Annotated in this window: 23 protein-coding genes and 1 riboswitch; of the genes, 7 read left to right on the top strand and 16 right to left on the bottom strand. The window is 39.9% G+C overall.

Annotated elements, in window-relative coordinates:
- The first annotated feature begins 220 nt into the window (after positions 1-220).
- From DSM03_RS19340 to DSM03_RS05725, 3 genes are read left to right on the top strand one after another with little or no spacing between them, the layout of a single operon-like run.
- On the top strand, positions 221-808 hold the full coding sequence (locus tag DSM03_RS19340) for a carboxymuconolactone decarboxylase family protein (RefSeq protein ID WP_128760029.1): 588 nt from the start codon (positions 221-223) through the stop codon (positions 806-808).
- An 11-nt stretch (positions 809-819) separates the two neighbouring features.
- Positions 820-1,680 carry a HAMP domain-containing histidine kinase gene (locus DSM03_RS05730; protein WP_128760028.1) on the top strand — a complete coding sequence of 287 codons (861 nt, stop codon included), beginning with the start codon at positions 820-822 and terminating at the stop codon, positions 1,678-1,680.
- Positions 1,673-2,053 carry a response regulator gene (locus DSM03_RS05725; RefSeq protein WP_128760027.1) on the top strand — a complete coding sequence of 127 codons (381 nt, stop codon included), beginning with the start codon at positions 1,673-1,675 and terminating at the stop codon, positions 2,051-2,053. Before DSM03_RS05730 ends, DSM03_RS05725 begins: the two co-directional genes overlap by 8 nt.
- On the opposite strand, the gene DSM03_RS05720 is transcribed toward DSM03_RS05725, so the two are convergent.
- The 13 genes from DSM03_RS05720 to DSM03_RS05660 all read right to left on the bottom strand — a co-directional run bounded on the left by DSM03_RS05720 (position 2,050) and on the right by DSM03_RS05660 (position 17,081).
- On the bottom strand, positions 2,050-3,102 hold the full coding sequence (locus DSM03_RS05720) for an NAD(P)/FAD-dependent oxidoreductase (RefSeq protein ID WP_128760026.1): 1,053 nt from the start codon (positions 3,100-3,102) through the stop codon (positions 2,050-2,052). The genes DSM03_RS05725 and DSM03_RS05720 overlap by 4 nt on opposite strands.
- 45 nt (positions 3,103-3,147) lie before the next feature.
- Positions 3,148-3,732, bottom strand: coding sequence for a precorrin-2 dehydrogenase/sirohydrochlorin ferrochelatase family protein (locus DSM03_RS05715; RefSeq protein ID WP_128760025.1), 585 nt, complete (start codon positions 3,730-3,732; stop codon positions 3,148-3,150).
- Positions 3,732-4,496, bottom strand: a complete 765-nt coding sequence (gene cobA, locus DSM03_RS05710) for a uroporphyrinogen-III C-methyltransferase (protein WP_128760024.1) — start codon at positions 4,494-4,496, stop codon at positions 3,732-3,734. Before cobA ends, DSM03_RS05715 begins: the two co-directional genes overlap by 1 nt.
- Positions 4,486-6,582, bottom strand: a complete 2,097-nt coding sequence (locus DSM03_RS05705) for a nitrite/sulfite reductase (RefSeq protein WP_128760023.1) — start codon at positions 6,580-6,582, stop codon at positions 4,486-4,488. The genes cobA and DSM03_RS05705 overlap by 11 nt, the downstream gene beginning before the upstream one ends.
- A 104-nt stretch (positions 6,583-6,686) precedes the next feature.
- Entirely contained in the window at positions 6,687-7,931 is a 1,245-nt protein-coding gene (locus tag DSM03_RS05700; RefSeq protein WP_128760022.1) for a sulfate adenylyltransferase subunit 1, read from the bottom strand.
- 54 nt (positions 7,932-7,985) lie between these two features.
- Positions 7,986-8,885 carry a sulfate adenylyltransferase subunit CysD gene (cysD, locus tag DSM03_RS05695; protein ID WP_128760021.1) on the bottom strand — a complete coding sequence of 300 codons (900 nt, stop codon included), beginning with the start codon at positions 8,883-8,885 and terminating at the stop codon, positions 7,986-7,988.
- A 12-nt stretch (positions 8,886-8,897) separates the two neighbouring features.
- Positions 8,898-9,521, bottom strand: a complete 624-nt coding sequence (locus tag DSM03_RS05690) for a phosphoadenosine phosphosulfate reductase domain-containing protein (protein ID WP_128760020.1) — start codon at positions 9,519-9,521, stop codon at positions 8,898-8,900.
- Positions 9,521-9,793, bottom strand: coding sequence for a DUF2061 domain-containing protein (locus DSM03_RS05685; protein WP_128760019.1), 273 nt, complete (start codon positions 9,791-9,793; stop codon positions 9,521-9,523). Before DSM03_RS05685 ends, DSM03_RS05690 begins: the two co-directional genes overlap by 1 nt.
- Before the next feature lie 154 nt (positions 9,794-9,947).
- Complete coding sequence (locus DSM03_RS05680; RefSeq protein WP_128760018.1) at positions 9,948-10,361, bottom strand: RrF2 family transcriptional regulator; 414 nt, start codon at positions 10,359-10,361, stop codon at positions 9,948-9,950.
- 29 nt (positions 10,362-10,390) lie between these two features.
- Positions 10,391-11,557 carry a trans-sulfuration enzyme family protein gene (locus DSM03_RS05675; protein WP_128760017.1) on the bottom strand — a complete coding sequence of 389 codons (1,167 nt, stop codon included), beginning with the start codon at positions 11,555-11,557 and terminating at the stop codon, positions 10,391-10,393.
- A gap of 216 nt (positions 11,558-11,773) precedes the next feature.
- A complete protein-coding gene (locus DSM03_RS05670) occupies positions 11,774-12,196 on the bottom strand; it encodes an OsmC family protein (protein WP_128760016.1) in 423 nt (140 codons plus the stop codon).
- A 77-nt stretch (positions 12,197-12,273) separates the two neighbouring features.
- Complete coding sequence (thrA, locus tag DSM03_RS05665) at positions 12,274-15,657, bottom strand: bifunctional aspartate kinase/homoserine dehydrogenase I (protein ID WP_128760015.1); 3,384 nt, start codon at positions 15,655-15,657, stop codon at positions 12,274-12,276.
- Between the two features lie 131 nt (positions 15,658-15,788).
- Positions 15,789-17,081 carry an O-acetylhomoserine aminocarboxypropyltransferase/cysteine synthase family protein gene (locus DSM03_RS05660; RefSeq protein ID WP_128760014.1) on the bottom strand — a complete coding sequence of 431 codons (1,293 nt, stop codon included), beginning with the start codon at positions 17,079-17,081 and terminating at the stop codon, positions 15,789-15,791.
- Between the two features lie 120 nt (positions 17,082-17,201).
- A riboswitch (SAM riboswitch) is annotated at positions 17,202-17,309 on the bottom strand.
- Between the two features lie 304 nt (positions 17,310-17,613).
- Here DSM03_RS05660 and metK point away from each other — a divergent pair.
- Both metK and DSM03_RS05650 read left to right on the top strand, forming a co-directional pair.
- Positions 17,614-18,867: a methionine adenosyltransferase gene (gene metK / locus DSM03_RS05655; RefSeq protein WP_128760013.1), complete on the top strand. Its 1,254-nt coding sequence runs from the start codon at positions 17,614-17,616 to the stop codon at positions 18,865-18,867.
- Between the two features lie 82 nt (positions 18,868-18,949).
- Complete coding sequence (locus DSM03_RS05650) at positions 18,950-19,876, top strand: 2-hydroxyacid dehydrogenase (RefSeq protein ID WP_128760012.1); 927 nt, start codon at positions 18,950-18,952, stop codon at positions 19,874-19,876.
- A 60-nt stretch (positions 19,877-19,936) separates the two neighbouring features.
- On the opposite strand, the gene DSM03_RS05645 is transcribed toward DSM03_RS05650, so the two are convergent.
- The 3 genes from DSM03_RS05645 to DSM03_RS05635 form a co-directional block, all read right to left on the bottom strand.
- On the bottom strand, positions 19,937-22,642 hold the full coding sequence (locus DSM03_RS05645; protein ID WP_128760011.1) for a carboxypeptidase-like regulatory domain-containing protein: 2,706 nt from the start codon (positions 22,640-22,642) through the stop codon (positions 19,937-19,939).
- A 36-nt stretch (positions 22,643-22,678) separates the two neighbouring features.
- Positions 22,679-23,512 (bottom strand): GLPGLI family protein, encoded by an 834-nt coding sequence (locus DSM03_RS05640; protein ID WP_128760010.1) that lies wholly within the window; start codon positions 23,510-23,512, stop codon positions 22,679-22,681.
- A gap of 62 nt (positions 23,513-23,574) precedes the next feature.
- On the bottom strand, positions 23,575-24,396 hold the full coding sequence (locus DSM03_RS05635) for a GLPGLI family protein (protein WP_128760009.1): 822 nt from the start codon (positions 24,394-24,396) through the stop codon (positions 23,575-23,577).
- A gap of 125 nt (positions 24,397-24,521) precedes the next feature.
- On the opposite strand from DSM03_RS05635, the gene DSM03_RS05630 reads away from it, so the two are divergent.
- Together DSM03_RS05630 and DSM03_RS05625 are read left to right on the top strand one after the other, a co-directional pair.
- A complete protein-coding gene (locus DSM03_RS05630; protein ID WP_128760008.1) occupies positions 24,522-26,108 on the top strand; it encodes a sensor histidine kinase in 1,587 nt (528 codons plus the stop codon).
- Positions 26,101-26,784: a response regulator transcription factor gene (locus DSM03_RS05625; RefSeq protein WP_128760007.1), complete on the top strand. Its 684-nt coding sequence runs from the start codon at positions 26,101-26,103 to the stop codon at positions 26,782-26,784. Before DSM03_RS05630 ends, DSM03_RS05625 begins: the two co-directional genes overlap by 8 nt.
- The last annotated feature ends 39 nt before the right edge of the window (positions 26,785-26,823 follow it).

Here is a 26,823-nt window from a genome sequence, read left to right as displayed (position 1 = left end):
AACCTTGTCTAAATATGAAACATTTAAAGCACTAATATTCCAATTTTATCTCTTAAAATAATAAGACATAGGACACTGTTTTATCGTTAAAAATACTTGTTTGAAATACCTAAAAATTTCAAACAAATCTAAATACTTGATTTACAGAATTTTATATATGTAAATTTAAAGTAACTTTAATTATTAATTTTATTATTTTAACAGTCCCAAACTTCTATATATGCAAAACTCTACTTTTAGTAACACTACCCGATTTCAAATTGTAAATTATAATGAAGCTTCCTCCGAAGTTCAGGAGATTTACGACGACACAAAACGTACTTTACAGATACCGTTTGTCCTAAATTGGTTTAAGTGCCAAGGATCTAACGCCACACTATTAGGTGGTAACTGGGCAAAATTAAAATCAACGTTAATGATGGGAAGTATTCCTAACGTTTTAAAACAACTCATCATTTACAATGTTTCGAAAGAACGAGATTGTCAATATTGTGCACACGCTCACGGAATTTTCGCAGATAGCATGAGCGCTATGATTAATGATAACCCTAATTTTAAGGTTACCGAAAATCTGGAAAGCCCCCTTATTCCTGAAAGTTTTAGAACTGCTATTAAAGTGGTATCAAAAGCCGCGCTACAACCAGATCAGATTACAGATGCTGATTTTGAAAAGCTTAAGGATGTAGGCTTTGACAATCTAGAAATTCAAGAACTTATGGCTCAAGCAGACCTTGTAAATATGCTCAATACACTGGCTGATGTTTCTGGTATAAGGATAGACAATGAGCTTCTGGAAGCTCACGCTTAATAGTTTTGTTCTTGAATTTAGCCGGAGCAAAATATCGTATTACTTATGAAGCATTTTCTAAATTTTCAGGAAGTCTAGGGAAGGTAGATTCTATTGAAATGCTGGGTGAGATAACCAATAGACACCTCAAGTATCTCTTCAACTTCAGAGCATTTAGAATCTTATTACTCGACAAAGATTCTATTAGTGGGTATACTTTCTCTAAAGGAAAAATATATGCACACAATAATTCTGAGAATATACTGGATTATGAAAAGGAGCTTTTAGAAAAGCATACGCCTTTTTCGGAACCCGTAAAGCCAGATTCGCTACCTGAATATTTGTCAGAGTTGGATCTGCAAAATGGCGTGCTTTGGGGTTGGTATATCTCATACCCTGATTATCGTATTTGCGTATCGCTACTTTCTGATGACAATGTAAAATTCAATCACACGGATTCTGACATTATGCATATGCTTGTAGACAGTATAACATCAAAGTATAGACAAATCTGTCTTAGTGAAGAACTCAAATGTAAAAATGAAACGCTTCAGGATGCTATTGCTCAGATAGAATTGAAGAATAGAGAGATCGAAGCTATAAATAGTAATCAACAGAACGTCATTAATAATCGCACTGAAGAACTCCTTAATAAGAACAAAAAACTCTTAGATCTCTCCAGACTTAACTCACATAATCTTAGAGAACCGCTTACCCGAATTTTAGGTTTAATTGAAGTTGCTGATCATCTTGATAACAGTGAATTAAAAGAAACCATGCTGCCCGAAATAAAAATCTCTGCTTTAGAGTTAGACACTATCTTTAGAAAAGTTGTGCAACAAAGTGAAGAAGAGGCAAAAATCACAATTAATAAAGACGGCGGTTATGAATAAGCCTCTAAAAGTAATGCTGGTAGATGACCAGAAAATGGCAAATTTCATCAATAAAAAATTGATTGAAGTTACAGACTTTGCACACAATATTGTAGACTACACACTTCCTGAAGCAGCACTACTAGATGTTGAGGCACAAAAGCCAGACATAATATTTTTAGACCTTAATATGCCCATCATTGACGGGTGGACTTTTCTAGATAATTTACAAGAGAATAAAAATTCTACACAAGTTGTAATCGTAACCTCAAGCACCAGTTCTATTGACAAAGAAAAAGCTCAGAATTACACTCAGGTTGTAGATTTTTTAATCAAGCCATTAAACCGAAATACAATTCTGAGCTTAAAAAATAAGCTAAAAACAGCAAGCTAGTCTATAGCTTGTACTACTGCTTTCTCTGCTTCTTTACGCGATCCGTCAAAGCCGTCAATACCACTTACAGTCGTATATTTCATCACATAACGTTTACCGGGATTGATGATTTTATAAGCTGATTGACACATCATTGTAGCTTCGTGAAAACCACAAAGTATTAATTTTAATTTCCCGGGGTATGTGTTAACATCACCTATAGCAAACACTCCAGGAATATTAGTCTGATAATCTAAAGCATTATCTACTTTAATAGCATTCTTTTCTATCTCAAGTCCCCAGTTTGAAATAGGACCTAATTTAGGTGAAAGACCAAATAATGGAATAAATGCATCAGCTTCAATAGAAAATTGCTCTTCATTTCTCTCAACGACAACTTCTTTAAGCTCTTCTACGCCTCCAAGCCCCACAACTTCTGCTGGTGTCACCAAATTGATCTTACCTAGCATTTTCAATTCACGCACTTTTTCAACAGAATCTAAAGCACCTCTAAATTCATTTCTACGGTGAATAAGTGTTACCTCTTTTGCGATATCAGCTAGATAAATACTCCAGTCTAGAGCAGAATCCCCTCCACCGGCGATAACCACTTTCTTATCACGGTAAACTTCAGGATCTTTTATCATATAAGCCACTCCCTTATCTTCAAACTCGTGAATATTAGGGATCACAGGTTTACGAGGCTCAAAACTACCCAAACCACCGGCGATTGCAACTACCGGTGCATGATGCTGTGTACCTTTATTAGTGGTCACAATAAAACTTCCGTCTTCTTGCTTCTCAATAGTTTCCGCACGTTCCCCTAAGGTAAAACCAGGTTGAAATTGCTTTCCTTGTTCTAATAGATTATCTACTAACTCACCAGCGCCTACTTCAGGAAAACCGGGGATATCATAAATAGGCTTTTTCGGATAAATCTCTGCTAACTGTCCGCCAGGCTGTGCCAGAGCATCAATAATATGACATTTCAACTTTAACAATCCTGCTTCAAATACAGTAAATAATCCCGTAGGTCCTGCTCCAATAATGAGTATATCTGTCTTTATCATCTTCTTTATGCTTTGAGCTGATTAAAGCTCATTTCTACTTTCATTTTAACTTTTGGAAATCAATCCTTTTGTAAACTCGTTTAGCGTTTCAACTTTTTCTTCAAAATCACCTTTTATGGTCTTTCTATATTCATTAAGGTTTTGTACCAGATCGTCTATATTTTCAGGTATTACCTCTTCAAAAAATTGTCTCAAGCGTTTTGCTGTAGTAGGTGATTTTCCATTAGTCGAAATAGCAATCTTTACATTTCCTTTTGTGACAATTCCTCCCATATAAAAATCGCAAAGATCAGGAACATCAGCTATATTACAAAGTAAAAAGCGCTTTCTGGCGGCTCGATAAACACGCTTGTTTACTGCCGGGCTATCTGTCGTAGCTATAACTACGTGACGTTTTTTAAGCATTTTACGCGTAAACCGTTTCTTAGTAATTTTCACATTAAACTTTTTAGCCAACTCTAATGTTTCTGGCCTAAAAAATGGCGCTACCATTTCTACAACAGCATCCGGACTAGACTTTGTCAAAAAAGTCAATTTTTCTAAAGCTACGTTACCGCCACCTACAATTAGAACTTGCAGGTTACGAACTTTTAAAAAAATCGGATAAAGTGTATTTTTTTCTTTAGACATTAATGTGCGTTTTGCGCTATTTCTGATTGCAAATTAAGCAATTGCTCGCGATGTCTTACAACTTCACCTATCACAATAATTGATGGGTTGGTAAGTTTTAACTCTTGAACGACATCTTCAATAGTGGCTATTGTTCCAATACCAACGCGTTCTTCTGGTGTTGTTCCATTTTGTATAATAGCCACCGGAGTATCTTTTTTTCCGCTTTCGCGGAAGAGTTTTGTAATCTGTCCCAGCTTACTCATCCCCATTAGTATTACTACAGTGGCTGAAGATTTTGCTGCAAGCTTTATATCATTAGACAACTTATGTTCTTTTGTAGTACCGGTAATTACCCAAAAACTTTCTGAACTCCCGCGTTTGGTCAATGGTATATTTTGATACGCGGGCACTGCAAGTGAAGAAGAAATCCCCGGAACCACAGCAACTTCAAGTCCGGCTGCGGCAGCGATTTCCATTTCTTCTGCACCACGTCCAAAAATAAACGGATCCCCGCCTTTTAAACGTACCACGTGACCGTGGCTTTGAGCTCGTGATACGATCAAATCGTTGATTTGTTCCTGCTGGTAAGCATAACAACCTTTACGCTTTCCGACAAAAATCAATTCGGCATGTTTGGCATATTCCAACAACTCGGGGTTAACCAAAGCATCATACAACACGACATCTGCATTTTCTAAAGCACGAATACCTTTTAATGTAAACAGTTCTACATCTCCCGGCCCTGCTCCTACTACTGTTAATTTTGGATTGTTAATTGGCATGTGTTAGTTGATTTTTTCTGAATGCATCTACTCGATCAAAAAATGCGTTTGCATCTTCAAGATACGCCTCAGCAAATTCTTTAGTAGGCTCATTATTTTGAATCTGGTATACAAGATCGGCAAATGAAGTTTCAGCTTTTAGTGCATCATGATCTCCAAAAGTATTATCAAACTCAGCAATGATATTTGCCTGAGTATTGGTTTTTACATTTTCTGAAAGTAATATCGCCTTAGCTCCATTTACTAATCCTGCATAAGTGTGATAAACACTATCTGCAAAACGATTTGCTTCAAAAGCTTCAATTGCATTACCCAATTTATCTTTAGCTTCAAGTAATAGAGTCTGAACCAAATCAATTACAACACCTGCACACTCACCTACTCCTACTTCTTGAATATATTTCTCATCGTTACCCCAGTCCACAAAATCAGATTCTACTAAATTATTTGTTTCTGAAAGTGGTTTGAGGAAATCGTAAAAATAACGCTGCCCTTTTTCATCGTAATAACTCAAGAAATCAAGCTCTCCTGCATTCTCTTTAAAATCATCAAGAATTGCACGTAATGCCTGAGGCCCTCTTTTACTAGGTATCTTGATTACCTTATCTGCAAAACGGCCTTGACCGTCTCCTAAAACACCTCCCCCTAAAAGAACCTGTAATGCTGGAGCAACCAATTTTTCTGGTGTACGTACAGACATTCCCTGAAAACCAATATGAGCCATATTATGCTGACCACATGCATTCATACAACCACTAATCTTAATGGTAATCTCTTTATTATTGAGATATTCAGGGTATTCTGCAATTAGGACATCTTCTAATTTATCTGCGATACCGGTACTACTTGCAATCCCTAAGTTACAAGTGTCTGTACCGGGACACGCAGTAATATCTGTTGTTGTTTCATATCCCGGGCGGGCAAAACCTAGGTTGGCTAGTTGTGAAAAGAAAAATGGTAATGCCCTTTCCGGTATATGTCTTAACAATATATTTTGACGTAGAGTAAGTCTTAACTCGTCCCCACCATATTTTTTAATTAAACCCGCTAATGCACGTGCCTTCTCTGTAGAAAAATCACCCAGTCTTACTTTGATACCAATAGCATACAGACCTTCTTGTTTTTGTTTAAAGACATTAGTCGCTTTCCATGCATCATAAGCTTTTTGATCCTTGATTTCTGTTTCAGGAGCTTCAGCTAAAGGAAACGTAGGTTCACCTTCGAACGCTGTGGCATCTATCTCGTAGGTTTTATACGAAAGGGCTTTGCGTTCCTCAGCTACCAAATCCATAAAACCTTCTAAACCTATATCCTTGATTAGAAATTTCATACGTGCTTTTAAACGTCTGGAACGCTCCCCGTGACGATCAAAAACTCGCAACACCCCTTCTATAAGTGGAATCAATTGGTTTGCCGGTAGGAATTCATGTAAGGTATCTGCATGTCTAGGCTGAGAACCTAAACCACCACCAAGCATTACTTTGAAGCCACGTTCACCATCTTTTAGTTTCGGTATAAAACCTAAATCATGAATAAAGGCTAAAGCCGAATCATCATCTGTTGAAGAAAATGACATTTTAAACTTCCTACCCATTTCCTGACAAATCGGATTCCGTAGAAAAAACTGAAACGTAGCATGCGCATAAGGTGTCGCATCAAAAGCTTCGTTAGGGTTGATCCCTGAATCTGGACTTGAGGTTACGTTACGCACAGTATTCCCACAAGCTTCACGAAGGGTTACATCGCTTTTCTCAAGCTCTGCCCATAACTCAGGAGTACGGTCAAGACTCACATAGTGAATCTGAATATCCTGACGCGTGGTGATATGCAATTTTCCTCGTGAATATTCATCAGAAACATCAGAAATACGCAATAACTGATCGCTGGTCACCTTACCATAAGGCAATTTAATACGTATCATTTGCACACCTTCCTGACGTTGCCCGTAGACACCTCTTGCCAGACGAAGACTTCTAAAACGTTCCTCATCTATCTTCCCATCCTTAAAGAGTTTGATTTTTTTCTCAAGCTCTATAATGTCGCGTTCTACAACCGGATTCTCTATTTCTGTTCTGAAGCTTTGCATAGCTTATTTCTTTTTTATTTTATTTTCATTTTAATCCTATAGGAAAAATAGGATTTTGATAAAAGAATGAATTAAAATTATTTCAATTCATTCTTTCTATATTTTTATCCGATAAAGCCTACTCCAGCAGTAGTGTTGCTTTGCGTGTCTATAAGTATAAAAGACCCTCCTGCCTTATTATCAGCATAATTGTCGTAAAAAAGGTTTTTACTCAACTTAAAGTTAACCTTACCTATCTCATTTAATGTTAATTGTGTGGCACTAGCATCCTCTCCCGAGTAATCAGTAGAAATTACATTCTCAATACTGTCTATTTTTGCTAAAACTCTATTCGTATTGTGTTGAATTTCATATTTAGCTCCTGGCACCAAAGCTTTTCCATCCATCCAACAAACAGACGCCGTTAAAGTTTTTGCAGAATGTGGTACTTCGTCTGACTTGACCAAGATATCACCACGCGTAACATTGATATCATTTTCTAAAGTAATTGTCACAGAGCTGCCTGCTACCGCTTCATCATACTGCTCATCAAAGAACTCTATAGATTTAATTTTAGATGAAGTTAAAGAAGGAAGAACCGTAATGGCATCGCCCACTTTTAAGCTGTTTCCGTAAATTTTACCTGCATATCCGCGGTAATCATGAAACTCGTCTTTTTTAGGTCTGACAACTGTTTGTACAGGAAAACGTGCAGCCGTCAACTCTTCTTGTTCAGGCTTTAAAGTCTCAAGAAAATCAAGCACACTATCACCCGTATACCAGGACATAGCATCAGTCTTTTGAGCAACATTATCTCCTTTTAAAGCACTAATAGGAATGAATGTTACTTCTTGTTCTTCATAACTGCTTTGTGAATTTAATTTTTCAAAGTCGGCTTTGATATCCTCAAATACCTGCTGATCATAATTGACCAGATCCATTTTATTCACGGCAACAATCACGTGTTTAACACGCAATAAATTATTGATAAAGAAATGACGATACGTTTGCTCAATCACCCCTTTACGCGCATCAATTAATATGATTGACGCTTGTGCCTGTGAAGCACCGGTTACCATATTTCGGGTATACTCTACGTGACCCGGGGTGTCTGCGATGATGTAGCTCTTCTTTTTAGTCGAAAAATAAATATGTGCTACGTCTATGGTAATCCCCTGTTCGCGTTCTGCAACAAGACCATCTGTCGCTAAAGAAAAATCAAGATAATCGTATCCTTTCTTCTTACTATTGCGTTCAATAGCCTCTAATTTATCGTCTGTGAGTGATTTTGTATCGTAAAGCAAACGACCTATCAAGGTACTTTTACCATCATCTACACTACCTGCTGTTGCTATCTTTAAAACTTCCACGTTGTTATTCCTATTGCTGTTACTATTGTTTTCTGATCACTGAATACATGATTCTTAAAAGTACCCTTGTTGCTTGCGCTTTTCCATTGCTGCTTCAGAACGCTTATCGTCTATACGGGCTCCACGTTCTGAAATAGTAGAAGTTTTTATCTCGCTTACTATTCTAGCAATGGTGTCTGCTTCAGATTCCACTGCTGCGGTACACGTCATATCACCTACCGTTCTAAAACGTACAATACGCTCCAGGACTTCTTCATTTTCCTCCCGATAAACATATTTTGAAGCACTCCAGATCAATCCATCACGCACAAAGGTTTTGCGCTTATGCGAAAAGTATATAGATGGAATTTCTATTTGCTCCTGCTCTATATAACTCCAGACATCCAGTTCCGTCCAATTTGAAATTGGAAAAACACGAACATTTTGACCTATTTCAATCTTACCATTTAAAAGATCGAAAAGTTCCGGACGCTGGTTTTTTTCATCCCATTGACCAAAATCGTCACGCACAGAAAAAATACGTTCTTTGGCTCGTGCTTTTTCCTCATCACGACGTGCACCACCGATACATGCATCGAATTTAAATTCTTCGATGGCATCTAAAAGCGTTGTAGTCTGAAGCATGTTTCGGCTAGAATATTTACCGGTTTCCTCAGTCACTTTTCCTTCATCAATTGCATCCTGCACGTGACGCACGATTAAATTCAACCCCAATTCTTCTACCAATTTATCTCTAAACTCAATGGTCTCCGGAAAATTATGACCGGTATCCACATGCAATAACGGAAAGGGAATCTTACCCGGATAAAACGCTTTTTGCGCCAAACGCACCAACGTAATACTGTCTTTCCCTCCCGAAAAAAGCAATACGGGATTTTCAAACTGAGCAACTACCTCTCTAAAGATGTAAATCGCCTCGCTCTCTAATGCATTTGTTTTTAAAATCTTGCTCATGCTCTAATCGTTTTAGGCGTGTAATCCACACTCCCGGTTCTCCAACACTTTAGTTGGATCAAAATATTTATGTTCGTTTGGCAACTTATTTTCAGCCAAATAGGTATCTAATTCTGCATCGCTCCAATAGTAAAACGGACTTACTTTTAAAACTCCGTCTGCTCCGAGACTCAAAATATCAAGGTTATCCCGGTGTGCAGTCTGTCCCTTTCTAAGGTTTGTAAACCATAAATCTGGTTTATGATTTGCCATAGCCCGTTTAAATGGCTCTAGTTTCACCTGCTCGGTAAAGATTTTATGTCTAGGATCGTCTATTTGCGGAATTCCCAAAACTACATCACGATGTGCTGCAGTTTGTTGAGGCACGTATAAATCAACTTTTAAATCAAGAAGTTTGATTACCTCTTCTGCATGTCTATAGGTGTTAGGTGTATTATAACCGGTATCACACCAAACAACGGGAATATCACTTTTAGCTTGAGTCGCTGCAAATAAAATTGCCGACTCATAAGGTCGAAAATTAGTAGTAACAATTGCATTTTTAGCATTTTGTACTGCCCACTGTGCGATTTCAACCGGAGTCTTTAACTTTAACTTTTTATTAAGCCCTATTAACTGTTCTGCCGAATAACCCATTATCTCCCCCATTTTATAGTATTCCAAATACGCTCGTGAAAAAAGTAAAGCACCATTTTGGTTACCAACTCTACAGCTCCTATGGAGAACGCCAAAGACAATGTACCTGTTATAAACCAAGAAATAAGTATAGTATCAATCGTACCAACAATTCTCCAACTAACAGACTTAACAACACTTCTTAAAGGCTTTTCTGTTGAAGCATCTTTTTTATAAGTCACTTTTTGGGACTTATCTGTTTGAGCTTCGTTATATACTTGATCTAAAATCATATCTGAAATACTGAATTCTATATTTTATTTAAATCCTATCGGAATAGTAGGATTATGAAGCAAAAGTATACCCCATAATCGTATTGACCAAATCTTTGCAGTAAATTTTTAAAACTTTTAGGTGATTTTCAGCATTTAAGCCAAATATTCTGAATTATTCGGCAATTAGGTCTGCCAACGTGTTTTTATTCAATACCGCAAGGTTGCTATCTCGTAATTGAACCATAAGACTATGTACTGAACAAGCAGTCTCATCCGGGCAATCGTCACATTTTTCGTAGAAATTAAGACTTACACAAGGCACCATAGACACAGGGCCTTCCAAAATACGCATCACCTCAACCATTTTAATCTCTTCGGGTTGTCTGCGCAGGTAATAACCACCCCCTTTGCCTTTTTTGCTTCCGAGAAAACCAGCCTTACGCAGGGTAAGCATAATACTTTCCAGAAATTTTTGAGAGATATTTTCACTTTTGGCAATAGCGCCTATTTGCACAGGATCCTCTCCTTTGTGCTTGGCTATGTAAGCCAAAGCTTTTAGACCGTATTTTGTTTTTTTTGATAACACGGTCTAAATGTATGCAAAAAGTTAGAATTCTATGCTTTTAACGCCTGATCCAGATCTGCGATAATATCATCTGTATGTTCCAGACCTACAGAACAACGCACCAAACCATCTGTGATTCCTACTTCAAGACGATCTTCTTCAGCCAGTTTGCTGTGGGTGGTAGAAGCGGGATGCGTTACAATCGTACGCGTATCTCCCAAATTTGCAGATAGCGAACACATTTTAATAGAATTCAAAAATTTACGTCCGGCATCTATTCCTCCTTTCACTTCAAAAGCGACGATGTTGCCACCGTGTTTCATCTGTTTTTTAGCCACTTCATACTGCGGATGCGATTTCAGAAATGGATATTTCACAAGATTCACCTTCTCGTGACCCTCTAAAAACTCGGCTACTTTTAAAGCATTTTCACAATGCCGGTCTGCACGTACATGTAGGGTTTCTAAACTTTTTGAAAGCACCCAGGCGTTAAATGGCGATAACGCCGGCCCAGTATTTCGAGAAAAAAGATAAATCTCACGTATCAAGTCGGCACGGCCTACACTTACACCGCCCAACACACGACCCTGGCCGTCAATCATCTTCGTAGCACTGTGAATCACGATATCTGCACCAAACTTAATGGGTTGCTGTAAATAAGGCGTTGCAAAACAATTATCAACCACAAAAATCAGATTGTGTTTTTTGGCCAGATTACCCAGATATTCTAAATCCAAAACATCACAACCGGGATTGGTAGGAGATTCTACGTAAAGAATTTTAGTTTCGGGCTTAATCAGGCTTTCTGCTTTATCGACCTCATCAACATTAAAATACGAAGTTTCAATATTCCATTTTGGGAGGAATTTGGTAAACAAGCTGTGTGTAGAACCAAAAACCGAACGCGCCGACACAATATGATCTCCGCTATCTAACAAGGCTGCAAAGGTTGAAAACACAGCTGCCATTCCGGTTGCAAAAGCATAACCACTTTCGGCACCTTCCATTTTGCAAATCTTCTCTATAAACTCGCTGGTATTTGGATTGGTAAACCGGCTGTAAATATTGCGTTCTTTTTCTTCGGTAAACGAAGCCCGCATATCTTCGGCATCTTCAAAAACAAAACTCGAAGTTAAATACATGGGAACAGAGTGCTCCAGGAATTCGCTTCGGTTTAATTGGGTGCGTATGGCTTCGGTTTCAAAATGTTTACTCATTGTTATTTAGATGTTAGACTTTAGACGCTAGATTTGAGATACTCGTTTTGGTTATCTAATCAGATGTCTAAAATCCTGTTTCGGTTTTCTTAAGGTGTTTAAAAGGTTGAAGCGTTCAATTGTTTAATTGTGGAATCGTTAATCACCACATACCTTTTTCTCTTTTCCTTTATTCGGTGTTCTTTGTTCTTAAATCTCACTTCTTAGATTACAGACTTACTCAACCTCTTCTCCATTTAAAAACACTTTGTACGAAATGTCTACTCCAGCTTGCAAAGTGATGGAAACTGAACAGTATTTTTCAAAACTTAATTGTGCAGCTCGCAATGCTTTTGCAGGAGGAATATCGCCTTCCAGATACACGTGTACGCGCATCGCTTCAAAAGGTTTGGCACCGCCTACTTCTTTGCGGTCGCCCTCAACTTCTACGTGATACGAATCAATTTCTAACTTTTGCTTTTTTAAGATCGAAATGATATCAATCGCGCTACAACCTCCCACGCCCATTAACACTAATTCCATTGGGCTGCTGCCCTGAACCACATCTCCGGTTTTATTATCTATCATTACAGGATTTCCCGAAGCTCCTTTGGCTTCAAACAGGTAGTCCTTGTTTTTACGTTCAAGTGTTACTTTCATCTTATTATTGTTATTGCTATTATTATTGTTATTACTATTGGCATAGAATACTAATGATAATAACCATAAAGAATAAATTAATTATTCCGCTCTGCGAGTTTCAGTATATCTCCAAAAACACCCCGAGCAGTCACCGCTGCTCCTGCCCCGGCACCCTGAATCACTAACGGATTCTCTCCGTAGGATTCGGTGTAAATTTCAAAAATACTGTCACTGCCTTTTACCTGACCCAATGCCGAACTTTTAGAAACAGTAACTAATTTCACTTCTAAAGTCCCTCCATCTTCCTGAGATAAATCACCGTAAAGGTCGCCAACATAACGCAGAACTTCATCTTCTTTTAAGGCTTTTTTACGCGCTTCAAAAACCGAATCGAGCTCTTTCAATCTTCCTAAAAAGTCTGATGCGGCTCCTTCCCGTAAATTTTCAGGAATGAGGCTTTCTATCTGGACATCACTGAACTCTTTGTGTAAGTCGAGTTCTCGGGCCAGAATTAATAATTTCCGGCCTACGTCATTTCCGCCCAGATCTTCACGCGGATCTGGTTCTGTAAAACCTTTATCAATCGCATCTTGCAAAACTTCAGAAAAATTGCGATCCTCTACCGAAAAAGTATTGAACAAATAACTCAACGAACCGCTGAAAACACCCTTTATTCGGGTAATATTATCGCCCGAAAGGTGCAACAAGCGTATGGTATCTATCAACGGCAATCCTGCTCCCACATTGGTTTCATACAAATAACGCTTGTTGTTTTCATCTAAAACCCGACGCAGTTTTCGGTAAAAATCAAAACCTACTGTGTTGGCTATTTTATTGGAAGAAACCAGATCAAATCCGTATTGCGCCAGTTCGATGTAATTCTCAATAAACACCCCACTTGCGGTATTGTCAATCGCAATCAGGTTTGCAAGGTGATTGGCTTTCGCGAAAGCGATAACTTGTTTTACACCGGCTTCTTTTGCCTGACTTTCAAAATCGGTTTTCCAACTTTCTGAAACGCCGTTTTTATCAAACAGAACTTTTTTAGAATTTGCTACCGCGAAAATATTCAGCGCAATTCCTTTACGCTCCTGTATGGTTTCAGCCGATGCCACGATCTGATCGATTAGTGTTCCACCCACCAATCCGTGACCGAAAATGGCAATATTTATTTTTTTGGCAATGCCAAAAATCTCCCCGTGTACTACATTAAGAGCCTTAGTCAGTTGCGGTTTGCGCACCACCACACTCACGTTTTTACCCGTGATCGTATTGTTGAACAACAACGGAACAATCCCGTTTTTGATGAGTTCGCTATAAGGTTTATGGAAACTGCTCAAATCCTGACCAATTATCGAAATCACCGCAACCTCATCAATAATCTCGATGCGATTGACATCCTGACTTTGGAAATCGGCTTCAAACTCAAACCGAAGGGCCGAAATGGCTTGTTGTGCCTGCTTGGCCTCAACCACCAAACCAATACCCCGCTCTGAAGAACCCTGAGCGATGATGCTCACATTCACACCGCTGTTGCCCAAAGCCCTGAAAATACGAGCATCTACTCCTACTTTTCCTAGCAAACCACGGCCTTCCAGATTGATCAAGGCCATTTCGCTCAATACCGAAAGCGATTTGATGCCTTCCTGCTCGGTCTGTGCCGTGATCAATGTACCTGCATCATCAGCCTTAAACGTATTGAGAATTCGTAACGGAATATTCTTTTCAATTAGCGGAATAATCGTCTTGGCGTGCAACACCGAAGTCCCAAAATTCGCAAGTTCATTTGCCTCGCTATACGTCAGGCGTTCAATCTTTTGCGAATCGGGAACCAGGTCTGGATTCGCCGTGAAAATTCCGTCTACGTGCGTATAATTTTGCAATTCGCCGGCATCCAGATAATTGGCTAAAAGTGAAGCCGTATAATTACTTCCGTTACGACCTAAAGTCGTGGTATGGTTGTTATCATCACTAGCGATAAAACCGGTCACGATGTTTACCGTCTCACCATTATACTTTGTAAAATGCTTAACTACCTGCTCTTTGGAAAGCTTGTCATTGGGTTGCGCGTTGCCAAAGGTTCCATTGGTTTTTATAAGCTTACGCGAATCTGTAAACTGGGCTTTCACCCCTTGCTTTTGCAACAGATGGGTTACGGTTTTTACTGAAATCAATTCACCAAAAGACAAGATTTCATCTTTTACTTTCTTGCTGTAATCACCAAGTAAAGCGACCCCATCAAAAAGTCGCTTGAGCTCTGTGAATTCTTCGGAAAGATCTACGTCAAAATCATTTTGCTGATACTTTTTAAACGCTTCAAACTGATGCTGAAACTCACGGCCTGAAGCTGCAGCTTCCAGGATTGCTTCCAGCTCATCAGTCGCACCACCGCGTGCCGAAAGCACCACCGCGATGCGCTCGCCATTTTCGACTTTAGTCTTAATGATATTTAAGACGGTATCGAGACCGTTTCCGTTTGCCAGTGATTTTCCGCCAAATTTTAAAATTTTCAGCTTTGCGGTATCGGCTCTAAAGACCGGATACAGCAATTGCTCCAGCTGTTCAAATTCAATTAAAAAAGCATCGTGCCCGTGTACCGAATTGATTTCGCCGTAGGTTACATTATTCTTAACCTGCGCCAGTTGCTTGTAAGTCTCCCGGTTTTCGACAGGCGTAAAAAATAAATCTGAATCTACCCCCACGATGTGAATATTGGCTTCGACCTGACTCAAAATTTCATTAAAACCTTCGCGACCACGGGTAACATCAATGGTTTTAAGCAATTGGTTCATCAATTTATAGGCTGAAACCTGAAAGCGATCTTTCAATTTATGACCGTGATGATCTAACCAACTTTCAACGTTGAAAATATTGAGATCTTCATTAGTGCTTCGCTGAAATTTATTCTTAAACGATTCCGGCGTGCGGTAACACAACATCGCGTGCATACGTGCATCGTGAACCGGCTGCGATGAATTCTTTAAAATCTGCTCCTGAATCTGACAGTTGGCAATCAGCCAATCTGTAGATTTCCAGTCAGACGCTACGGGGATTAAATGCTGGGTAATTGCAGGTTGCAGAGCGACCATTTCCCAGGCGATACCACCACCCAATGAACCGCCAATAATAGCAAAAAGCTCATAGATTTTAAGTCCCTTTAATCCTTCTAAAAAAGCCCGTGCGACATCCTGCGCAACAAATTCTTTATAGTTTTCAATTAAAAAGCCGTCATAGCCGTTACCCGGAATATTGAACGAAAGAATACTGTACTTGCGCGTATCTATGCATTTATCATCACCTATGAGTTCATTCCACCAGCCATCGGGACCGCTTACGTGCGAATTTCCCGTGAGAGCGTGATTGACTAAAATCACCGGTGCCGTGCCCAGCTGCTGACCAAAAGTCTCATAACTGAGCGACAGGTCAAGCTGAAATCCTGATTGCGTCGTAAACCGGGGAAGGTTAAGTTTGTGTAACATTTTAGGGAATCTTTCTGAATTAGAAAAAGACTAAGAGGTTAGTATCAGTCTGAGCTTGTCGAAGACTTTTTAATTTATAAACTTCGACAGGCTCAGGTTGACAATTAGACTAACTTCAATCTTCAGTTATTTTAAGCAGTTGCGGTTTGTTTAATCTGCGCAAATGCTGCTTTTAAATCATTTTTTAAATCTTCAATATCCTCAAGACCCACTGAAAGACGAATTAAATCTTTAGTCACGCCGGTAGATTCCTGAGCCTCATCAGACAATTGCTGATGTGTAGTACTTGCAGGATGAATAATCAAGGACTTTGTATCGCCAATATTTGCTAAAAGCGAAAAGATTTCGGTTTTATCGGCTACGGTTTTTGCACCTTCAAAGCCGCTTTTAAGGCCAAAGGTCACAATACCGCTCTGTCCTTTTGGAAGGTATTTTTTAGCTAAATCATTGTACTTACTACTCGCAAGTCCAGGATAATTTACCCAGGTAACTTCGGGCTGTGCTTCTAACCATTCTGCTAAAGCCAAAGCATTTTCACTATGCTGCTTGATACGAATAGTCAAAGTCTCTAAACCCTGTATGATCTGAAACGCGTTAAACGGACTCAAAGCTGCACCGTGATCGCGCAATCCTTCCACCCGCACTTTAGCAATAAATGCTGCAGGCCCCAAAGCCTCGTGATATACCAATCCATGGTATCCGGCAGAAGGCTCGGTAAACTCCGGAAACTTACCACTTGACCAGTCGAAAGTACCAGCGTCAATGATTGCTCCTCCTAAAGAGGTTCCGTTACCGTTGATGTATTTAGTCAATGAATGAATTACAATATTAGCTCCGTGTGCGATGGGATTTAGCAAAGCCGGAGAAGCCACCGTATTATCAACGATAAGTGGGATTCGGCTTTCTTTCGCGACTGCGGAAATAGCTTCCAAATCCAGAACGTCGAGCTTAGGATTACCTAAAGATTCTACAAAAACTGCGCGTGTATTTTCCTGAATGGCATCTTTAAAATTTGAGGCCTTATCTGGATTTACAAAAGTTGTGGTTATGCCAAATCGCGGAAGCGTTACGCTCAGCAAATTGTAAGTACCACCATACAAACTGCTGGAAGCTACAATGTGATCGCCCTGCTTTAAAAGCGTAAGTAAAGCTGTATTAATTGCAGCCGTACCCGAAGCGGTAACCACTGCGCCAATACCGCCTTCAATAGCTCCAAGGCGTTGCTCCAATACATCATTAGTCGGGTTGTTTAAGCGTGTGTAGATGTAACCCGGCTGTGAAAGGTTGAATAAACCTGCCGCATGGTCTGAATCGTTAAAAACGTAACTGGTAGTTTGATAAATAGGCACCGCACGGGTACCGCCATTTACTGTGGTGTCGTGACCGGCGTGTAATGCCTGAGTCGAAAATTTTTGTGTACTCATTTTTCTGTTTTTTTGAGTTGAAACTAAATTAAACCCAAAGTCTGCTGCCGACGACCGGCATTCGTTACAAGAAAAATGTTATTAAGAATTATAAAGTCACTTTAGAAAAAAATGACTCATTAGTTATCTATCATCAGCCAGGCTGTTGTAGAATGTAGCACCTTCATCCCGGGGGAAGGGTTGCTAAGGCTTCACAGGGTCTAATCCCTCCGCCTTTCTTGATAACATTTCAGTAAGTTTGAGAACTTTGTGAGCACAAAGATTGCAAAACGTTTTAAATATATGCAAACAAAATCGGTTTATTTTTATCAAGTCATAAAATATCATAAGATTTTAAATCCTGTTTTGTAATACCTTCTAAATTTATACATTTGCCAGCCTAAAGAGGAAAGATTTGACTGATTGCAACCTCTTATGCCGATTAATTTTGGTGTAAAAAATGCTAAAGGCAGTAACACACTACCATTTTCATTGCATTTGTCAAATCGTTCTTCGACGTTTAATCCCAGTTACGGGAATAAAAAAATGCTTAATGGCTTATTTATTTACCTCAGAAAGTGTGTCTGAAGGACACCCCGATAAGATCGCTGATCAAATCAGCGATACCTTACTTGATAATTTTTTAGCTTTTGACCCCGAGTCTAAAGTGGCTTGTGAAACCCTTGTCACTACCGGTCAGGTGGTACTAGCAGGCGAAGTAAAAAGCGACACCTATATCGACGTACAAAACATCGCGCGTGGGGTGATCAATGACATTGGGTATACCAAAGGTGCTTACCAGTTTAGCGGTGACAGCTGCGGAGTGATCTCTTTGATTCACGAGCAATCGCAAGATATCAATCAGGGTGTTGACCGGGCTTCAAAAGAAGAACAGGGAGCCGGTGACCAGGGGATGATGTTTGGCTACGCGACTAAAGAGACCGGGAATTATATGCCGCTTGCGCTCGACATTTCGCATCGCATTATGATCGAACTGGCAAAGCTGCGTCGCGAAGAAAAAGAAATCACCTACTTACGTCCTGATGCAAAAGCTCAGGTAACTATTGAGTATTCTGATGACAACGTTCCGCAGAAAATTGTGGCCATCGTGGTTTCTACCCAGCACGACGAGTTTGATGAAGACGAAAAAATGCTGGCTAAAATCAAAGAGGATATCATTTCGATATTGATTCCACGGGTAAAAGCAGCATTGACTGATGATTTGGCTAAACTTTTTAACGACGATATCACCTACCACATCAACCCAACCGGAAAGTTTGTAATAGGTGGTCCTCACGGAGATGCCGGCCTTACCGGTCGCAAAATTATTGTAGATACTTACGGCGGAAAAGGTGCTCACGGTGGTGGTGCTTTTTCAGGGAAAGACCCGAGTAAAGTAGACCGTTCTGCAGCTTATGCGGCTCGACATATCGCTAAGAATCTGGTTGCAGCCGGTGTTGCAGACGAAGTTCTGGTACAGGTATCTTACGCGATTGGTGTGGTAGAACCTACTTCCATTTTTGTTGATACCTACGGAACCAAAAAAGTAGATTTAAGCAACGGCGAGATCGCTGCAAAAGTGCGCCAACTGTTTGATATGCGCCCTGCAGCGATTGAAGAACGTTTAAAATTGCGCAATCCTATTTATAGAGAAACTGCAGCTTATGGTCATATGGGTAAAGACCCACAAACCATTACTAAAGTTTTTGAAAGCCCTTACAGCGGTCGTGTAGAAAAAGAAGTTGAATTATTTACATGGGAAAAACTTGATTATGTTGACCAGGTAAAAGAAGTATTTGGGCTGTAAGTCCTAAAAAACACATAAACCTATACGAAATGCCATCGCTCTACGGTGGCATTTTTTAATTTTAGAACTTAAAAACTGAATTATGGCACTCTTACTTATCCGCAACAACAAAGACTACCAACCATGGATTAAAGCCTTACAAAAGGCTGATCCTGAAATTGAACTGGTCACCCCAGAAACGGCTAAAGATAAAAGTGCCGTAACCATGGCGGTTACCTGGAAAGCACCTAACGGAAGTTTTGAAGGTTATCCCAACTTAAAAGTCATTGGTTCTATGGGGGCCGGAGTAGACCATTTATTTAATGATCCCTCATTACCAAAAGATGTTACGTTAACGCGAGTTGTTGACGAGGAACTTGCCAGCGATATGCAGGAATTTGTGTTAACCTTATGCCTGAATCACATCAAAAATCTGCCGCTATACCGCAGTTTGCAGGACCAATCCCAATGGAAGCCAACCCAGTACAAACGCGTTCCTGATGTGCAGATTGGTATTCTGGGTTTTGGAACTTTGGGACAGGCAGTAGGAAAGACGCTTCAGCAAACCGGTTTTCAGGTAAGCGGCTGGTCGCATTCGCGAAAAGATGTTGAAGGCATCACAAGTTATAAACACGACGAACTGGATGAGTTTTTAGCACAAGCTGAAATTTTGGTTTGTTTGCTTCCGTTGACGGAAGACACCGAAGGTATTTTAAATACGGCTTTATTCGAAAAACTTCCCAAAAGAGCCTATTTGATTAATGTGGCGCGTGGCGGACATTTGGTAGATGAAGATTTGATTGCAGCTTTAGATTCCGGGAAATTGAGCGGTGCCGCGCTTGATGTATTTCATACCGAACCCTTACCCGAGGACCACAAATTTTGGAATAGAAAAGATATTTTAATCACTCCGCACGTGGCCAGTATGAGCAACGCCGCTTCAGTAGCACCTCAAATTGCTGAGAATTATAGAAGAATGGAAAAGGGCGAAGAATTGAAGAATACCGTTTCTCAGGATAAAGGATATTAAAAAACCCGGAAACTAAATTCGAGTTTCCAGGTTTTCCTATAAACGCTACTAAACTGCCTTCTATAAATTGTATCGCACCGAGAACATCACGATGCGCGGCATCACAAAATACTCGGTTGTGGTGCTAAAGTTTTCATTAAAATTGTCATTGTTTAAGGAATCTACATTAAGTAGGTTAGTACCGTCAAGCATGAATTCCCACTTGCTCTCCGGTTTCTGATACCGCAAAGAGGCTTCAAAAAAGGCGTACTCGTTTTGCACGGTGTCGTCTTTATCATAATAATTGTAATAACTCCAGTCTGCGGTAAAGGTAAAGCCCTTTAAAAATCGCACATCTACGTTAGCAAAAGGACGATCTGTAAAAAAGGTGCGGTCGCTATTTCCGTTTTGATAATTATTGATGCTTCGGTTGTAACCTACCTCAAAGTTGGGAGCATTCTTAAAATTGGTTTCCACACTCCCCTGATAGTTCTGCGTAAAATTCTGCGACAAAGCAGGCTGATTGTTTACAATATTATTGAGTTCGCTATACGAGACGTTTCCGCTTAAATTAGCTTTCCACTTCCTGAAAGTTTTTTGAAAACGCCCGTTGGCACTTAATACCTCATCTACAAAATTACTGTTGATAGGCGATGAAGCCTGATTGATGCTGTTAATAGCCGTCTGACTTTTTATCGCATCAACTCTTCGAGTATAACTCACGCCCCCGTTCAGGTTTGTGAAGTTGAACATATTAAAGTTGAAATAACTGAGGCTGGCCGTATGAAAAATAGCGTTCTCAATATCCCGGTTACCGCAAAACATCCGGTTGTAGTTATTGAAAACATAGCCTTCGGCGAAATTATTAACGTCTGTATAATCTGCCGTCATTTGATAATTGAGGCGTAGGCTTTCGCTTTGTTTAAACTGCGCAATAGCAAACAAATCCGGAAGCAATTTGAATTCATTACTGCTGGTTTTGGCCCCCAACTGTTCTGAAGAAACCGTGTAGTTGTGCAGCGTCACACCGGGAGTAAACGTGAAAATTCCGGTTTTAAACTTGTAGTGTGCGCCTAAAAACACATCGGTAAACTTATAAGTTACGTCATTATTAAGGCTGTCTCCTACAAAGGTATTGACGGTTCCGTCTTCTAAAATCTGGAAAATTCCTGAATTGAAATCCTGCCTGCTCAGCGTCGTTCCCACCGTAAGATTAAGATTGCTCTTGTCGTTGATCACGTAGTAATAATCAATCTTGCTGTCTAGCTTATTCGTTTTGATCAGCTTATCCTGATTGATGTCAAAACGCGTTTTGCTTTGAAGCGTATCTAGCGGAAGGATTTCTGTAAAAGGCTGCTGCCCCAGGATCGCATTGTAAAACGGATCTTCATTTTGATACAGATGCTGTACAAACCCGGCAAAAATATTCTTATCGTCAAGCGTATAATAGGCGTTCAGGTTTTGATTTAAGCTAAAAGGCTGATTGTCTTTTTGCTCGGCAATCGGGTTTCTAATGATTGTATCATTTCGGGTAAAAACTGAAAGCGCATCCGTCATTTCAGATTGCTTCGATTTTTTAGCCAAAACATCATAGTCTATTTGCAGCTTGTCATTCGGTTTATAAATGCTGCTGAATTTTGCCATCGCCAGCTGATTGGCCTGATTGCTGTTTTCGGTATTTACCTCCGTTGCCTGAGTTGCGATATAGTTGCGAAGAGAACGCTGAAAGAAATCGGTAGAATTGTCGCTAAATAAAGTAAAACCACTCAAATCCCAGGCATCTGAGGCCTCATAGCTAAAGTTTGCAGCGGCAAAATTAGTATTGATTTCAAGCGCGCGGTTATTTTGAGTGACCAAAAAGCCCAGTCCGCTGTCTGAAATATTGAACGAGGTCCCGCCTCGCTGATTGAAGTTTCTAAAACCTCCGGTAAAGTTGAAATAATCCCGAAACGTGAATGGCACATCGCCGGTATTATTGGTATTACCAATTAGGTTGATGCTTCCTTTCGGACTGTAGTAAAACAGCTTGGCGCTACCCAGATAACGGGTTTCCCCTCCATCGCCAATACCGCCCTGTACTTCACCAAACCAAAAGTTTTTCTTGCCTTCCTTCAGCTTAAGATTGATCGCCACGTTGTTTTGGTCATTACCCAAACCGCGCATCTGATCTACTTCATTGTAATTTTTTAATACTTCCACCTTTTTCAAAGCATCTGCCGGAATATTTTTAACAGCCAGCTTAGAGCTGCCGTCAAAAAAATCTTTTCCTTCAATCATCACTTTAGAAACAGTCTGACCTTCAACCTGAATCTGTCCGTCTTCATCTACTGTTACGCCGGGGAGTTTTTTAAGCACATCGCCCAGTTTTTGCTCGGTTCCGTTAGTAAAACTATCTGTGTTGTAAACTATGGTATCGCCGCGTACGACCACGGGCATTTCGTAAACGATCTCCACATCATCAAGCTGGTTTGCGGCAGGCATCAGCACAAAATCCAGATTGAGATATTCGGCGTCTTTTGCTATGCTAATCTCTTTTGTAGTGGGTGCCAGCCCAAGAAAACTTGCAACCAATGAGTAGGACGCCCCAGAAGGCAGATTAAATTGATACCGCCCATCTGAATTGGAGATCGCATAAGATTCCATCTCACCCGTATCTGCAAGGGTTGCTATGATGTTTGCCAGCTCAAGCGGGGTGCCAATGCTGTCTTTTACCGTACCGCTTATGCGTACACTTTGTGCTTTCGCCGCCAGGCTAAACACTAAAAATAAAGGAATAATGTATTTCATTGATTTTTGATTGATTGTAGTTGCAACCCGTTTGGCTTAGCCTCTGCCCCTTCTAAAACCACCACGACCGCCGCCCATACGCTCGCTCATTTCTTTGGTTTTCTCGGCAAGGATTTTCTCGTATTCCTCACGGGTAACTTCATCACCTTTTTTTGGCATTTCGATATCGAGACCACTCTGCGGGTTGATGACAATTTTGTTACATAAAATCACGGTAGGACCGGCACTAACCTCCAGGATTAAACCGGGTAATCCCCAGTATTCATCGGGTCCCTGACTTACGGGAATTTGTGGGGTGTACCAGGCAGTGATTACCATTTCCTTTGGTGCTTCTGCAGCCGTACTGTCTGCCTCCGCATTTCGGTTTCGGCGTAAAGCCTCCCATGGATTCTGCTCAATTTTGCGCACTGCAGTAGCTTTAAAAGCGGCATATTGCCCGATCATTTTACTCTCTTTCTCCAGCTTCCAATCGAGCTTAGCAAGGGTGTCTTTGACTAAAAATGTTTTGCCCATCAACTCATTTTGACGCGCGTAGACATCGTCTGCAATGTTTTTATAAATTCCGCCCTGCGAAAAACCGCCACCCATAAAGCGCATTCCGCCTCCGGCGCCGGGAGTTTCAAGCTTGGCCTCTTCCTCATAAATAGACTCGTCTTTGTTGAAGGAAAGCGTAAACGTCTTCTCAAGCCTGCTTTTCATACGCTCGGCGATTTGCTTTTTCATCTGCTCGCTCATTTCGCGACCGCCAAAATTGTCCATATCAAACGAGGTTTTAGATTGATAGGTGGCGATACCGCCATCAAATTTTTGAGCCTGAGCGGGTAACGCGAGTAATACCGTCAAGATCAGGAGTATGCTGTAGATTTTCATAAGTCAAAAAGTTTATCGCTCTTGGACTCATAATTTCTAAATAGGTTTAACAGCTTTGACCCTTAACCACCTATTTTTATCGTAAAGCTTTTACCGTCTTCGCGGTTGCTGCTGTTGCGCTCTATCCATTCTTTCATTTTCTCTTCCTGAATGGCTTTCATACTGGCTTCATCAACAATTTTTCCGCCTTCAGGAGCCTCAATTTCTATTTTATCTTCCGGGTTGAGTACGATCTGGCTGCATAAAATACTTTGTTTACCATCCTGAATTTCAAGGATAAGACCCGGCAGACCCCAGTTCATCGCCGGACCGTGACTTACGGGAATTTGTGGGGTATACCAGGCCGTGATGGTTTTAGTGTAGGTGGTATCTTTGGTTTTCATAGAATCAGACTCAAACGTCTGGCTGGTTACCTCTTCGGTACGGGTGGCTTTAAAACAGGTATAATCGCCAATAGATTTCGTTTCTTTTTCCAATTGCCAATCGGGTTTCTGAAGGCTGTCCTGAACCAAAAAGATTTTACCCAGCACATCTTCCTGCCGTTCGTAGCGTTTAGCTGCCGTATTTTTATACAAAATATCCCGGCTCTGACTGATTTTAATCTGAAACCCTCCGGAGCTGGCCACATCAGGCTTGGCTAACTTTTCATTTTCCTTATAAAGCGATTGATTGCGGTCAAAAGTAAGCGTATACGTTTTTTCAAATTGTTTTTTAAGCTGATCTGCGATTTGCTTTTGCATCGCATCGGTCATATTCTTACCCTCCATTTTAAGATTGACCTGACGTCTGGATTTATAGGTGGCAACGCCCTGAAATTCCTGAGCCTGTAAAGCTTCCGCGAAAGCGAGAAAGAAAATAAGAATGGATAACATTTTAATATTCATAACTGTTCGATTTTTGATTGATTCTGAAACAAAGATGCCTAAGTCTTTAGAACAAAAGCGTTAACCAACGTTAACGAGTGTTAACCAAAGAATCTGTTCTCGATATTTGAATTTACATTTGAACTATGAAAAACAGAAACTATCTTATCTTAATCTATTTTATCAGCGGGGTAATACTCGTTACACTCTCCATTCAGTTTTATTGGAACATAAAAAATTATGAGACAGAACGTCTTAGACTTATAGATGAATTACAAGCTAGTCTGGATAATGCTGTTGACTCCTATTATACAGTATTAGCTAAGAATAATACGTTGAGTTTGTTGATTGACAACAATTCACAAAAAGCATCTACCACGCAAAAAATTGATAGTATTCTCAAGAGAATTGATTTAAGCAGTCAGGGTTTTAAAGGACTCGACTCTATTAAACCCGGCAAGATTAAATCAATACATATTTTAAAAGGTTTAGATAGTCTTAGATCAGATGAAATACCACATACTTCAAAATTAAAGAGTACTGATTCTACTGAATCTAGTTCTGTAAATCCGATATCCTTTTTAAAACAATACAAAGGCTTTGATTCTCTCAAATCTAATCCTATAGGCCCAAAAGAATTTCAAAAATTAATTAATTCGGGGCGTAAAACGCAGAGTGACAGCCTCAATCCATGGGCAGTTTTTACGTCTAAAATTGTAGTTTCTATTACCGAAGACACCCTTCAACTTGAAAAAATGGATAGTCTGCTGAATGTGGAATTATTAAGAAGAGACATTGATATTGCTAAATCTTTAGAGTTTATAAATTCTAAAGATGTAAAACAAATAGTAAGTCCAGATATAAAAAGACGTTCTGGACTGCACACCTATTCTACAAGTAGCTTTCTTCCTAAAGACAGTTCGCTAAATTTATATTTTACAGACATTAAAACCACTATTTTCAAAAGAATTATAGGAGGTATTATTTTATCTTCTGTTTTAATGAGTGCAGTAATCGCCTGCCTTATATTTTTGCTTAAAATAATTAACCGGCAAAAACAACTTGCCGAAGTCAAAAATGACCTCATCAGCAACATTACACATGAGTTTAAAACGCCAATTGCCACAATAAGTGTTGCGCTGGAAGGCATTAAAAATTTTAATACTGAAAACGACCCGATCAAAACCGATAAGTACGTAAACACCTCGACCAATCAGCTGGATAAACTTACCATGATGGTTGAAAAGTTGCTGGAAACCGCTACGCTTGATGGTGACGAACTCGCTTTAAACAAAGAACCCGTTATTGTAAATAATCTGCTCAACAATCTGATTACGAAACATCAGACGCTGGCTCCCCAAAAGCATTTTTCGTTTGAAGATTCGGGTGATGCTATTGAAGTTTTTGCAGATGCATTTCATCTTGAAAACGCTTTAAATAATTTGCTGGACAATGCTGTAAAATATGGTGGAGATAGTATAGTTGTAGGCTTATTTGCAACTAAGAACACCTGTCAAATTAAGGTTTCTGATTCAGGTAAAACGCTTATCAAAGCAGAAGCAAAACAAATTTTTGAGAAGTTTTACCGAGTTCCAAAAGGAAACACGCACGATGTAAAAGGCTTTGGAATAGGGCTCTACTACACCAAAAAAATCATTGAAAAACACGGCGGAAGCATCAGCGTTGCTGTTAATGATAAAACCACTTTTAAAATTGAATTGCCTTATGCCTGAAAAACTGAACATTCTACTTGCAGAAGATGAGGCCGCTTTAGGGCAAATAGTCAAAGAAAGTCTGGAAACCCGGGATTTTAAGGTTGATCTCGCTGAAGATGGGGATAAAGCCTATAAGCTGGCTGCTCAAAACAACTATGATGCCCTGGTGCTCGATGTGATGATGCCCAAAAAAGACGGATTTACGTTAGCTAAAGAAATCCGTCAGGAGGATGACACCATCCCCATCATTTTCTTAACGGCCAAATCGCAAACCAGCGATGTAGTTGAAGGCTTTAGCATAGGTGGTAACGATTACCTCAAAAAGCCCTTTAGTATGGAAGAGCTCATCGTACGCATTCACAATCTGGTACAGCGCAAAAACCTTCAAAAAAACTCCGAACTTCTCACAATAGGCAGCTATCTGTTAAATTTTCCGAAACAGACCCTACAGTATGAAGATGACGAACTCGTTCTGCTCACGCATCGCGAGGCGCATTTGCTTTTTCATCTGGTTAAAAACAAAAATCAGGTGCTTGACCGCAGCCTGATCCTCAACAAACTTTGGAATACAGATGACTTTTTTGCCTCCCGCAGTATGGATGTTTTTATTTCTAAACTCCGCAAGAAACTGGCTAAGGATGATAGCATTCAAATCATCAACGTACGGGGCTACGGGTATAAATTGACGTGTTAACTTTAAGATCGGCCAGGGTTTAATAGGCCTTATTTTACC

The sequence above is a fragment of the Leeuwenhoekiella aestuarii genome, from assembly GCF_004104055.1.
Taxonomy (GTDB): Bacteria; Bacteroidota; Bacteroidia; order Flavobacteriales; family Flavobacteriaceae; genus Leeuwenhoekiella; species Leeuwenhoekiella aestuarii.
This window is presented reverse-complemented; position numbering and strand designations above follow the sequence as displayed.